This window comes from Paraburkholderia sp. BCC1876, assembly GCF_902833695.1.
Lineage (GTDB): Bacteria > Pseudomonadota > Gammaproteobacteria > Burkholderiales > Burkholderiaceae > Paraburkholderia.
This window is the reverse complement of sequence record NZ_CADFGI010000001.1, coordinates 237,741-250,174: the sequence shown is the minus strand read 5'-3', so window position 1 is coordinate 250,174 and position 12,434 is coordinate 237,741. Positions and strand designations below refer to the sequence as shown.

Annotated in this window: 13 protein-coding genes; 3 read left to right on the top strand and 10 right to left on the bottom strand. The window is 63.8% G+C overall.

Annotated elements, in window-relative coordinates; genetic code table 11:
- Positions 1 to 47: 47 nt before the first annotated feature.
- The 9 genes from HWY05_RS00980 to HWY05_RS00940 all read right to left on the bottom strand — a co-directional run bounded on the left by HWY05_RS00980 (position 48) and on the right by HWY05_RS00940 (position 9,259).
- A complete protein-coding gene (locus tag HWY05_RS00980; RefSeq protein ID WP_176057114.1) occupies positions 48 to 944 on the bottom strand; it encodes a MipA/OmpV family protein in 897 nt (298 codons plus the stop codon).
- The gene (locus tag HWY05_RS00975) at positions 941 to 1,837 is read right to left on the bottom strand and encodes an alpha/beta fold hydrolase (protein WP_176057113.1); all 897 of its coding nucleotides are present in this window, start codon (positions 1,835 to 1,837) and stop codon (positions 941 to 943) included. Before HWY05_RS00975 ends, HWY05_RS00980 begins: the two co-directional genes overlap by 4 nt.
- A gap of 3 nt (positions 1,838 to 1,840) precedes the next feature.
- Positions 1,841 to 2,611 (bottom strand): DUF4118 domain-containing protein, encoded by a 771-nt coding sequence (locus HWY05_RS00970; RefSeq protein WP_176057112.1) that lies wholly within the window; start codon positions 2,609 to 2,611, stop codon positions 1,841 to 1,843.
- Between the two features lie 301 nt (positions 2,612 to 2,912).
- Complete coding sequence (locus HWY05_RS00965; protein WP_176057111.1) at positions 2,913 to 3,431, bottom strand: SLATT domain-containing protein; 519 nt, start codon at positions 3,429 to 3,431, stop codon at positions 2,913 to 2,915.
- Positions 3,432 to 3,533: 102 nt separating this feature from the next.
- On the bottom strand, positions 3,534 to 4,808 hold the full coding sequence (locus tag HWY05_RS00960) for an acyl-CoA dehydrogenase family protein (protein ID WP_176057110.1): 1,275 nt from the start codon (positions 4,806 to 4,808) through the stop codon (positions 3,534 to 3,536).
- A 148-nt stretch (positions 4,809 to 4,956) separates the two neighbouring features.
- The gene (locus tag HWY05_RS00955; RefSeq protein ID WP_176057109.1) at positions 4,957 to 5,862 is read right to left on the bottom strand and encodes an ABC transporter permease; all 906 of its coding nucleotides are present in this window, start codon (positions 5,860 to 5,862) and stop codon (positions 4,957 to 4,959) included.
- A gap of 2 nt (positions 5,863 to 5,864) precedes the next feature.
- Positions 5,865 to 6,779 (bottom strand): ABC transporter permease, encoded by a 915-nt coding sequence (locus tag HWY05_RS00950; protein WP_176057108.1) that lies wholly within the window; start codon positions 6,777 to 6,779, stop codon positions 5,865 to 5,867.
- A gap of 55 nt (positions 6,780 to 6,834) precedes the next feature.
- Positions 6,835 to 8,130, bottom strand: a complete 1,296-nt coding sequence (locus HWY05_RS00945; RefSeq protein ID WP_035557266.1) for an extracellular solute-binding protein — start codon at positions 8,128 to 8,130, stop codon at positions 6,835 to 6,837.
- A 70-nt stretch (positions 8,131 to 8,200) separates the two neighbouring features.
- A complete protein-coding gene (locus HWY05_RS00940; RefSeq protein WP_176057107.1) occupies positions 8,201 to 9,259 on the bottom strand; it encodes an ABC transporter ATP-binding protein in 1,059 nt (352 codons plus the stop codon).
- 316 nt (positions 9,260 to 9,575) lie between these two features.
- On the opposite strand from HWY05_RS00940, the gene HWY05_RS00935 reads away from it, so the two are divergent.
- The 3 genes from HWY05_RS00935 to HWY05_RS00925 are packed head-to-tail and all read left to right on the top strand — an operon-like array spanning position 9,576 to position 11,885.
- The gene (locus HWY05_RS00935; protein WP_176057106.1) at positions 9,576 to 10,541 is read left to right on the top strand and encodes a polysaccharide deacetylase family protein; all 966 of its coding nucleotides are present in this window, start codon (positions 9,576 to 9,578) and stop codon (positions 10,539 to 10,541) included.
- Entirely contained in the window at positions 10,538 to 11,293 is a 756-nt protein-coding gene (locus tag HWY05_RS00930) for a GntR family transcriptional regulator (protein ID WP_176057105.1), read from the top strand. The genes HWY05_RS00935 and HWY05_RS00930 overlap by 4 nt, the downstream gene beginning before the upstream one ends.
- A gap of 1 nt (position 11,294) precedes the next feature.
- Positions 11,295 to 11,885, top strand: coding sequence for a flavin reductase family protein (locus HWY05_RS00925; RefSeq protein WP_035557256.1), 591 nt, complete (start codon positions 11,295 to 11,297; stop codon positions 11,883 to 11,885).
- Between the two features lie 22 nt (positions 11,886 to 11,907).
- Here the strand turns inward: HWY05_RS00925 and HWY05_RS00920 are convergent, their stop codons facing one another.
- Positions 11,908 to 12,339, bottom strand: a complete 432-nt coding sequence (locus tag HWY05_RS00920; RefSeq protein WP_176057104.1) for a DUF1801 domain-containing protein — start codon at positions 12,337 to 12,339, stop codon at positions 11,908 to 11,910.
- Positions 12,340 to 12,434 lie beyond the last annotated feature (95 nt).

Below are 12,434 nucleotides of genomic sequence, written 5' to 3'. Positions count from 1 at the left end.
GCCGGCGTCAGTGCAAGCCGGCCCGCCAGGCGCGCATTCAACAACAATCAGAACTTGTAATTCACCGACGCCAGCGTATTCAACTCGAAGCGCTTTTCGGTAATCGGGCTATTTGCCGCATTGTGTTCGAGGCGCCCGAAGGTCGCCGCGACCGAGCCGTTCCAGTGCCGCGAAAAATCGTAAGTCACCATCGCATTCATATGGATGTCGCGTATGCCGGCGCTGGTGTTGTACGTCGGCAATCCCGACGCCGCGCTCTGCTGCTGCGAGACGCCGAAAAAGGTTCGCGTGTAGGTGCCGTTGGCCCACGTAAAGCCCGGCCCGACCGAGAACAGCCAGCCGCCCACCGGCGCGGACGCCACCAGATCGGTACTGATCGTCGTGCCTTGATGATGCCCGGCGATATCCTGATACAGCGCCACCGAGCCGGTGAACGCCCACCACGTGTAGTCGCCGAACAGCTTCAGCTTGGGACCGCCGTCCACGTCGCCGAGACCGTGCAGGTGCGGATCGTCCGACTCCTTGCGCGACTGGAAGTCGAAACTCAGCGCCGCGCCCAGGTGATAGGCCGGCCCGCGCAGCACGTTGACGCCGAGCACGTCCGGGCCTTGCGAGAAAAAGCGGTCGTCGTAGGAAATGTCCAGCGCCGGAAACGGGATGTAGCTCAGTTGCCGCGAGCCCGGATACTTCGGCGTGACCACCAGGCCGGGGCCGACGCCGATCTTCCATTTGCTGTCGGACGACGTGGCGGTCGCGGTGCTGGTGTCGGCGTTTGTAGCGGGCGTCGTGTCGTCGGCATGCGCGGCTTGCGCTGTCGTCAAACCCAGCAACGCGCCGCTTAGCGCCAATGCCAGCGTCAGCGACGACGCACGCGCCGGCTGGCGGTGCTCAACAACGCGGTGTCCAACAAGGCCATGCCCAGCAGGCTTCACGCGCGCGCTCATGCCCGCTCCTTGCCGAGTGCCGCAAGTTGCCGCAGGCGCCGCGCGAGCGCCTTCGAGACGACGGGCTGGCGGCCGTCGTCTCCGCCGCTACGAACGGCTTCGCTTTCGCGCAGAAACAGCGCGGTTTCGCGCGCGACGATTTCGCGCTCGTTGTCCGACGTAATCATGTGATACGAGTCATCCAGCCAGATTGTGCGTAAAAAGGCCGCGCCGATATGGCTGGCCACGAATTGGGCATTACGTGGGCTCGATGTCTCGTCGTCGATCGCATGCACGATCAGGCAATCCGTCTTGATGTCGCGCACCAGCGTGCGAACTTCGGACGCCAGACGGCTCGCCTCGTGCAGCGCCGGCAATGAGATCGTGGACGGCCCGACTTCGCTGAAGTCGCTACGCTGCATCGCGCGCGCGATCTTGGCGCGCAGCGCCTCGTTGCGCAGGCCGAACGGCGCTGCCTCGCGATAGCGCCAGCGCTTGCGCATCGGCGTGTAGTAAGCCCAATTAAGCAGGAAACGATACCAGGGAATCGCCCAGCCGTCGTAAGAAAGCGTCAAGGACAACAACACGAGCGATTGCGCCTGCGGACGCCGATGCGCGAGCGCGAGAGCCAGCGCCGAGCCGATCGACAGCCCGCAGATCGACACATGCGTGAAGCGTGCGGCGAGCGCGTCGTACTCGCGCACGGCCGCGTCGATCCACGTTTCCATCGCGGCTTCTTCGGAGCCGGCGCTATAGCCGGGCAGCAGCGGCGCGCAGGCGGTAAAGCCTTCCGCATTCAGATAGCGCGCGAGAAAACGCAATTCGAGCGGCGAACTCGACAGGCCGTGCAGCATCAGCACCGCGTGGTCGTCGCCGGGAAAGAACAGGCTGGTCGGCTGGGTCGGTTGATTCATGGCTCAGGCTCCGATCCGCAACACGAGGAAGTCGCCGGCGTGCGTGGTGAAGCGTTCGCACACGCATTCGGTGAGCTTCGCCGCGCCGTCGCCGGTTTTCAGGCGCACGCGGTGCGTGCCGGGGCGCAATGCTTTGCCCAGGCGCTGAATGTCGTCGGGATCGACGTCGGCAAAGCGCGGGCCCGGCGCGATTTCATTGGGCAGGCGCGGCAGCACGCTGTTCTGTTTGAGGTCGTCGACCGGCTGCAGCGCATCGCGTTCGAGCGCCTGAATAAAAATGAAGGTGCGGTGGTGATGCGACAGATGGCGCAACAACCGGTGCGTTTCGTCGACGGCGCGGCGCGCGAGCATCCGTTCGTTATCGTGACGCAGCAGCATTTCATAGCGCGACTGCGCGACCGACGCGATCAACTCGGCGCGGAACTGCGAGCGCCGCAAGCGTTCGATCAGAATGATGACGAGCAGCGTGACCAGCGGATAGGAGATCAGCAGCACCACGTCGGCGTGATTGAACACGGTGATGGCCGCGTAAGGCGGTACGAAAAGATAGTCGGCAATGCCGAGGCCAAGCAGCATCACTGTCAGGGCGGGCGCCAGGCCGAAAAAATACTCGACCAGCGACGCCGCGATGCAGAACGCGGTGCCCGGCAAGAACGGGCCGATTAATGGGTGAAGCAACATGCGCACGTCGCAGGCAACCGCCAATGCAGCGGCCGCGACTAGCCAGGCGCGTGTACCCCGTGGTGCCCAGCGACGGGCGTTTTGGACATCCATGATATTTTTTTGGGGAGCGATTTCGCGCCCGATTGAGTGTGGCATGCGCATTCAAAGCGCAGGCCGGACGATACCATAATCAGGCCACCTCAAAGGCCGCCAAAATGTAAGGCTTCTGCTATCGGACAGTAAGGCGGCGGCGTGAATCCGGGCGCCATCGCACGGGGATCGAGCGGGTATGCCGAGCGTCACGGATTATGGGCGGCGTCCGCTTAAGCGAGGCTTAAGCCGTGGCGGGATCGAGGTGGCGCGACGACCGGACGGGGCCGGTGTGCGCGGGCTCGTCAGGGCTTCGCGTGGCTCAGGCGTCGCGGCTGCGCAGCGGGTCGGTGGAGAGCTTGCGCTGCGTGCGATAAAACACGCGTGGCGGCACATTGGGCGAATCTTCGGCGAGCCGGTCGAGCTCTTCGCGCGTGGCGGCGAGGTAGTGGCCGTCGCGCGCATCGGCGTCGCCGGCGAAGATCGCTTCGAGCCGGCGGCGCACCGCGCCATAGCGCGCACCGGCGGCGCGGTGTTTTTCCGCGCGCTCCGCATAGCGCAGAAAAGTTTGCAACGCCGCCGACACCGCCGCCGCGACGCTCACCAACCCTACGAAGATCCGCAACGCCGGCGAGACCGCCGCCGCCGTCAGCGACGCGAACACCGCCGTGCCGACGAACGCGGTCAACGCCGTGACCAGCCAGCCGAGCTGGCGGTCGCGCGCCGATAACAGGTCGGCCATGTCGTAATGGCTCATCTGCGATTCGCGCGCGCGGCGGATCCACTTCAGCAGCAGTTCGGCTTCGTCGACGGGAGGCTCGTAGGCGGGCAGGTTCTTCATGGCGCTCGTCAGGGCTGTTCGGTTGCGCAAGCTTAGCGCATGCGTGTGCCGACCGGGCGCCCTGGGGCGGCGTAGATTCGACCGGCCTGGCGAGGCCGGTTATTACGCGGCGGCTGAAACAGAAGCCGAAGCGCTTTGCGGCTCAAGCCCGAAGCGCTCGTTATGCGCGTTGCCGTTCAGATAGAAGTCGCCGATCGCGGCCTCGCGGACAATCGCCGGATTATGCGAGGCGAGCACGCGCGCATTGCGCCAGTAGCGGTCGAAACGAAGCGACTCGCTGGTCGCGGACGCGCCGCCCACTTCGAACAGCAGCGTCGCCGCTTGCAGCGTCTGTTCGATCACGATCTGCTGCGCCTGAAACGTTTGAATGTCGAGATGCACGTAGGCCTGTTCATCGCTGCGGCCTTGCGCGCGGGCCGTCGAGACTTCGTCGATCGCGCGCGCCAGCGACGTGCTCAGGCTCTGCGTCGAATAGGCGAGGCTGGCGAGCCGTCCGATCACCCGCTGCACCAGCGGGTTGTCACGCGGACTCGATTCGCCGGGAACGCCGAAGGTGCGGGTTTTAGCCCGCGTGAAGACGACCGCGTCGCGCAACGCCGCGCGGCTGATGCCCGCCAGATTCGCGATATGCAGCGCCTGGTAATACGTGGTGAGCAGGCTGTTGCTGCGCGGCTCGGACGCGCGATAGCGGCGGTACAGATTGTCGATCGCAACCGGCACATGGTTGAAGCGCGCGGTGCCGCTGCCGGTCAGGCGCTGGCCGAAGCCGTCCCAGTCGTCGATACGTTCGAGCCCCGGCGCGTCGGCTTTGACGATGACGCGCACATGGCTCTCGCCGTCGTGCGCGGTGACGTCGACCCAGTCCGCGTAGAGCGTGCCGGTGGTGTAGTACTTTTCGCCGTCGAGATGCCATGCGCCGTTAGTCTGCGTGAGACGCACGCTGTTGTCCGTCGCGGCGCCGCGCTCGGAGGTCGCGCCACCAATGATCTGGCCTTGCGCGATGCGCGTGAACCAGCGGTCGCGCAACGGCTCGTCGTCGCTTTCCAGCAGCGACTCGATAAAACCGCCGTGTACGCGCAGGATTTGCGGCAGATTCGAATCCGCTTCGCCGAGTCGCGTGACCAACGTGAGAAACGCCGTGAACGACACGCCTTCGCCGCCGTACGCTGTCGGCACGCGCAGTCTGGTGTAGCCCGCCTCGCGCAACCAGTCGACCGGCGCATAGGCCAGTTCGCGTTGCTGTTCGCGCTGCACCGCGCCTTCGGCGATCCGCGCGAAGACTGGCGCGAAGCGGCGCGTCAGTTCGTCTTCGCCGGCTAGTTGTGCGGCGTCGGCGATGGAGTGTGTCCGGCTTGATTGCGATTCATTTGCTGCCATAGGTTCTCCGAAAACAGGTGCGCGTGGTGCGCAATCGGAGAACGGTACGGGAGCAGGGCGTGCGCTAGCAACGAAGAAATTGGCCGATTCTTAGCACGAGAAGTGAAATGCGCGCTGGGTTCGACTCGACCGGCTGCCGCCACACGCGCTATTTCAACGCCGCCACTGCGCGCCTGCGCGATAGCCACCGCACCGCGAATAGCGACACGCCCATCACCGTCAGCGACAACACGGTCGTCATCGTGCCCAGTGCGTAAATGACCGGCGTCGTGACCGACGTGGTGAGTCCCTGCAGTTCGAGCGGCAGCGTGTTCTGGTCGCCGATAGCCTGCGAGGTACGGGCAATTTCGTCCCACGAGAGCGTGAAGCCGAACATCGCGACGCCCACCACCGAAGGTCCGATGATCGGCAGCACGACGTGGCGGAAACTCTGCCACGGCGTCGCGCCGAGATCGCGCGACGCTTCTTCGTAAGCCGGATTGAAGCGGTTGAACACCGCGAACATGACCAGCAGACCGAACGGCAGCGTCCACGTCAAATGCGCGCCGAGCGCCGACGTGAACAGGCCCATCGAGGTCGTATAGCTATCGGCGACAGACTGATAGCCCCACGCGGCGGCCAGATACTTCACGCCGTTGTCGAGCAGGCGGAAGGTCAGGCCGATGCCGAGTGAAACGATGATCGACGGCATGATCAAACTGGCGACCGACACATAAAACACCGCGGTATCGCCGCGAAACTTGCGCCGGAACGCGAGACCGGCCGCAACGGAAAACAGCACCGTCAGCACCGTCACCGCCAATGCGAGCCGCACCGAGCGCCCGAACGCGGCCCAGATATCGATGTCGCCCACGCCGTCGCGCAACACCGCGAACCAGTGCAGCGACACGCCGCGCATCGGGAACGTGAGACCGCCCTCGGGGCCCTGAAACGACAGAATGAAAATCGTGATCACCGGTCCATACAGGAACAGCACGAACAGGCCGAACAGCAGCGCGAGCCAGTAGAAACTGGCCGGCCGCCGTTCCCGGTGTTTGACGCGAATGGCCTGCATCTTCACAGCTCCTTGCGAATATCGACGACCCGCGTCAACGCCCACACGATCATCAGCACCACGGCCAGCAGAATGATCGCGTTGGCGGCGGCCGCGGGAAATTGCAGGTAGCCGGTTTGCACCTGAATGATCTTGCCGACCGACGCGATCTGCTGGCCGCCCATCACGCCGACCGTCAGAAAGTCGCCCATCACGATCGTGATCACGAAGATCGAGCCGATCACAATACCGGTTTTCGACAGCGGCACGACCACGTCGCGCACCACTTGCCAGCCGCTCGCGCCGGCATCGCGTGCCGCTTCGAGCAGTGAGCGGTCGATCCGCATCATCGCGTTGAAGATCGGCACGATCATGAAGAACGTGTACAGATGCACGAACGCCAGCACCACCGAAAAGTTCGAGTACAGCAGCCATTCGAGCGGCTGATCGATCAGATGCGCGCCGATCAGCGCCTGATTGACGAGGCCGTTGCGGCCGAGCAGCGGCATCCACGAGATCATGCGGATCACGTTCGAGGTCCAGAACGGAATCGTGCAGACGAGGAACAGCACTGTCTGCATGCTCGTGGTGCGGACATGGAACGCGAGAAAGTAGGCGATGGCAAAACCCAGCAGCAGGGTCACCGCCCACACGATCGCGCAGAATTTGAGCGTCGACCAGTAGGTCTTGAGCGTTACGCAGATGTCGGTCATCGACGAACAGCCGTTGAAGATCGCCGCGTAGTTCTTCAGCGTGAACGCGGGGATGATCTGGTATTCGTTGAAGTCCCAGAAACTGACGATCAGCGTGATCACCAGCGGCACGATGAAAAACAGCAGGAACGTCAGCGTCAGCGGCGTCGCCTGCAGCCAGGCCGGCGCGCGCCGGTGCTTGACGGGCTCATCCTGCGCGCGCGACGAAAGGTCGATGGTGGCCATGGCTTGCTCGGTTAGTCCCTTGATTGAACGCGTGTTTGATCGCTCGGCTGGACACTCAGGCCGCGATGAACTCGTTCCACTTCTGCACCATGTAGATGTTCTCGTCCATCACCGCGTTCCAGCAGGCAATCGCGCCCATGCGCTGCGTGTACGAGCCGCCGTCGCGCACGGTGCCGGCTTTTTCGAGCAACTGGCCGTCCGGCGCCTTGATGTCCTGCGCCGCCGCTTTGCCTTCGATCCAGTAGTCCCACTCGTACGGCTGCATGTGGGTCTTCGCTGTTTCGAGCACGCCGGAGTAGTAGCCCTGACGCATCAGATAAGCGCCGGCCCAGCCGTCCTGGAACCAGTTGACGAACTCATACGCGGCGTCGAGTTTCTTGCCTTGCAGCGAGCGCGGGAAACCGAAACCCGAGGCCCACGAACGGTAGCCTTCTTTCAGCGGCTGGAATTTGCAGGCAATCCCCATGGTGCGAACCTTCGTCACGGCGGGCGACCACATCGACTGAATCACCACTTCGCCCGACGCCATCAGGTTCACGCTTTCGTTGAAGTCCTTCCAGAACGCGCGGAACTGGCCGGCGCGTTTCGCTTCGATCAGGATCTTGATGGTCTGATCGATCTCGGCCTTGGTCATGTTGCCTTTGTCGCCGTACTTGATATGACCCATCGCCTCGATCGCCATTGCCGAATCCATGATGCCGATTGCGGGAATGTTCAACAGCGCCGCCTTACCCTTGAATTGCGGGTTGAGCAATTCCGCCCAACTGTCGATCGGCCGCTTGATCAGGTCGGGACGAATGCCCAGCGTATCCGCGTTGTAGGTGGTGGGGATCAGCGTCATCCATTGCGTTGGCGTGGCGGAGAACTCGGTCGACCGCGGGCCGGTCAGGAACATCACCTTCTTCGGCGCGGTGCCCTGGTCGCCGATCTTCTTGCCGTTGATTTCGCCGCGTGTGAGCACCGGCGTGATCTTGTCGGCGAGCTTGATGCGCTTCGTGTCCATGCCCGCCAGCGTGCCGGCCGGAATCAGCTTCTTCAGCGAAAAGTATTCGGTGTCGACAATATCGAACGAGTTGGGCTGCGTGATGATGCGCTTGGCGACGTCGTCGGTGGTGACCGGAATGTATTGAATCTCGATGCCGGTGTCTTCCTTGAACTTCTTCGCAATGTCGGAACTCTGGTTGACCGCCGTGCCGAGATAACGCAGCGTGATCTTTTCCTGTGCGTGCACGTACGGAAAACCGGCAATGCCGGCCGCCGCCACCGCGCCCTTGATGAACGTGCGGCGCGACAGGCCTTTTTCCTTGCCTTCTACGGCGGCCGCTGCCGGGCTCTCGTTCGCTTCAGTCATTGCTTTCTCCTCAGTTGACGCGGGATTGACGTTCGATTTGACGTTCTATTCACTACAAGCATGCCGCCGCTCACGCGGCGAGCGGATGCGCGTCCTGCTCGTTCCACCAGACCACGACGCGGGCGTCGGGACCGAGCCGCGCCGGGTCATAGTCGCCATCGCTGACGAGCGAAATCAGTTCGGGGGAGCCATCGAGCGGATCGAGCGTCATGCGCAGATGCGTGCCCTGGTATTCGGCTTCGCGCACCGTGCAAGGCACGCCGCCGATCCGCGTCAGGCCGCTGTCGCCGCCGGCGTTCTGCACGGGCGTCACGCCATGCGGCACGATCCGCAGATGATCGGCGCGCACGGTAAACAAGTGGCCATTACTCTTGAAAACGTTATGACCGCCCAGGAAGCGCGCGACGAATTCAGTGCGCGGACGGTTGAACACCTCATGCGGCGTGCCGCTCTGCTCGATCCGCCCGTGGCTCATCACGACCACGAGATCGGCCAGCGCCATGGCTTCTTCCTGCGAATGCGTGACGTGTACGAACGTGATGGCCAGTTCCTTCTGCCAGCGCTTGAGTTCCGCGCGCATCTGCACGCGCAGGAATGGGTCGAGCGCGGACAGCGGTTCGTCGAGCAACAGGCAGCCGGGCTGATTCAACAGCGCGCGCGCCAGCGCCACGCGTTGCTGCTGACCGCCCGACAACTGGGCCGGCTTGCGCTCGGCATACGCGGACATCGCGACGAGTTCGAGCAGTTCGCCGGCGCGCTTGCGGCGCTCGTCTTTCGCGATGCCGCGCATTTTCAGGCTGAACGCGACGTTGTCGAGCGCGCTCAGATGCGGAAACAGCGCGTAGTTCTGGAACACCATCGCCGTGCCCCGAGCCGCGGGCTCGGCACGCGTGACGTTGCGGCCCGCGATCAGAATGTCACCTTCGGTGACCGATTCATGCCCGGCGATCATGCGCAACGTCGAGGTCTTGCCGCATCCCGAGGGCCCAAGCAGGCAGCAATACTGGCCGCCGGCAATGCGCAGGTCGATGGCGTCGACGGCCAGCGCGTCGCCGTACTGCTTCGACACGTGGACCAGTTCGATATCGGCGGCGTGGGTGTCGAGCACCTTTGAAACAGGCTGAATCATGAAGGGCAAGTCCTCGTGAACGGCGAAGCGCGGCACGCATGCGAGAAACCGCACGGCCTATGCGAAGCGACGTAAATGCAAGACATGTGCCATCCATTGCGTCGCGACGCGCGTCGATCGCCGACACGCCGGTCCGCTTAACGTCGGCGAGTTGGCGCATATATTGCAAACGATCCGAAGCGTCGATCGTTAGCGATCCGAGCCATCCGGTTTGCGCGATCACGGTGCGTCTTCGGTCCGACGCGGGGCATGAACCGGCCAAACCGGTTCATCCGCAACGGCGCCGGCCGCGTTTCGTCACCCACGCTTTCTTTCCATGAACGACACACGCAATTTGTCCGTAGCAGAGAACCGCGCGCGTCAACGGCTCGCCACGCACGGCCGTTTTTCGTACCGGCCGATCACCGATCGCGACGCGTTCCGCTGGCCGGGCGGCAGCGGGCTCGCGGTGTATCTGGGCTTCAACATCGAGCACTTTGCCTTTGGCGAAGGTCTCGGTGCGGCGCTCGGTCCGTTGTCGCCGCAACCGGATGTGCTGAACCATAGCTGGCGCGAATACGGCAACCGGGTGGGCGCATGGCGCTGCATCGAACTGTTCGATCAACTGGCCATGCCGGCCGGCACGCTGATCAATACCGCGCTCTACGATCACTGCCCGGAATTGATCGCGGCGTGCGTGGCGCGCGGCGACGAACTGATCGGCCACGGCCACACCAACGCGCACCGGCAGAGCGAACTCGACGAAGCCGGCGAGCGCGAGCTGCTATTGCATTGCCGCGAACGGATCGCCGACGAATCCGGCACGCCGCCGCACGGCTGGCTTTCGCCGTGGATTTCGGAGTCGCATCTAACGCCGGATCTGCTCGCGGAAACCGGCTACCGCTATACGCTGAACTGGTGCCACGACGACCGTCCGGTGCGGATGGCCACGCGCGGCGCGCCGCTGTGGTCGATCCCGTATCCGCAGGAACTCAACGATCTGCCGATGATGGTGGGCCGCCTGATGGACGGCCGCGCGTTCGCCGACATGATCGTCGACCAGTTCGACGAGATGCTCGATCAGGCCAACCGTGGCGCCCAGCCGCAGGCGCTGGTGATGGGTATCGCGCTGCATCCTTATCTGGTCGGGCAGCCGTATCGCTTGCGGCATGTGCGGCGCGCGCTCGAGCATATCGCCGCGGCACGCGCGCGCGGCGACGTGTGGATCACCACGCCGGGCGCGATCGCGGATCACATGGACCAACTGGAACGGGACGGCGTGTTGCAGCCGGCCGAGGCATGAGCGCGAACGCCGGCGCGGCCACCGCCAAAAGAACGCCGAAGGGAGCGCAGAAGGAAGACGCCGACGTCGACGCGCGCCTCTATCAATCGATCTTCGACGGCGTGCTGAATCATCGCCTGACGCCCGGCACGAAATTGCCGGAGCCCGAGCTATGCCAGTTGTTCGGCGTCGGCCGCGCGGTCGTGCGCCGCGTACTGGAAAAGCTCGCCTACGATGGCATCGTGGTGTTGCGCCCGAACAAAGGCGCGGTGATCGCCGAGCCGACGCCGGAGGAAACCCGCGAGATTTTCGAAGCGCGGCGCTCGGTCGAACGGATGCTGGTGGAACTGGCCGTGCAGCGCGCGAGCGCGCACGACATCGAGACCTTGCGTCAACAACTCGCGAGCGAGCATGCGGCGATGCATCGTTTCGATCAACCGTCATGGGCGACGCTTGCGAGCGGTTTCCATATGCGCATCGCGGCGCTGGCGGGCAATTCGATCCTGCAGAACTACCTGAAGGAACTGGTCTCGCGCTGTTCGCTGATTGTCGGCGTCTACGAGACGCCGGGCAACGCGCCGTGCGAGCACGCGGAACACGCGGCGATCGTCAATTGTCTGGAAGCGCGCGATGCCGCGGGTGCAATGACGCTGATGGAAGCGCATTTGCGGCATATCGAGGAGCGCATCGAAATCACGCGCATGCGTGGCGAAAAAAGTCTGGGCCAATTGCTCGGCCTCGTCGGGCACGCTGTTCCGATTCAGGGGCGCTGACATGGAAATCGACTTCGACGCGATCACCGAATACCAGCGCTACAAACTGATGGCGAGCCTGATCGTGCCGCGTCCCATCGCGCTCGTCACCACGCTCGGCGCCGACGGCACGATCAACGCCGCGCCGTTTTCGATGTTCAACATGCTCGGCGAGGAACCGCCGATCGTGATGATCAGCATCAACCGCGTCGCGGACGGCACGCTGAAGGACACGGCGGTCAATATCGTACGCACGGGCGAGTTCGTCGTGCATCTCGCCGACGAAGCCATCGCGCTGAAGATGCATCGCTGCGGGGAACGGCTGCCGCCCAACGTGAGCGAGCTGGCCGAGGTGGGTTTCACGGCGGTGCCCAGCACGCATGTAGCGCCGCCGCGAATCGCCGAAGCGCCGGTTGCGTTCGAATGCACGATCTGGGAAACGCTGGAGACGAGCAGCCGGCAGATTTTCATCGGCCGGGTGCATCGGCTCCATGCGCGCGACGAGTTAATCGACACCGACACCTGGCGCGTGCGGCTGCAGCACTACTTTCCGGTGGGCCGTTTCGGCGCCAGCGATTACGTGACCACGCGGGACCGCTTTACGCTGGAATAGGCGTCAGATTCCACTACATGATTCACGCGCGCGGTTTGCTTTTTTTCTTCGCCGCGCGTTCGGCGAGCGCTTCGGTATTGGCTTTTACCGCGGCCTGAATCAGTTGCTTAAAGGCGGTCTCGTTGATCTTCTCGCCTTCGTGAAGGTCGATCGCGCGCCGCGTATTACCGTCGAGACTGGCATTGAAAAGCTTCTTCGGGTCCTTCAGCGCCGCGCCGCGCGCGAACGTGAGCTTGACGGCCTGCTTGTACGATTCGCCGGTGCAGACAATGCCGTCGTGCGACCAGACGGGCGTGCCCATCCATTTCCACTCTTCCTGAATGTCGGCGTCGGCCGCGTGAATCAGTTCGCGGATGCGCGCGAGCGTTTCGCCACGCCAGTCCGCCAGTTCTTCGATCCGTCTGGTGATGTTCGCTGAAGCGGTGTCGCTATCCGGATGAACGGTCGGCTTCATCTTGTCTCCGATTTTTTCTGGTTCTGGAATGGGGAGCGCGAGCGGTCTTTGGCAGCGCAAGCGCGTCTGGCCCACACGGCGTCCGCGTAGCTTAG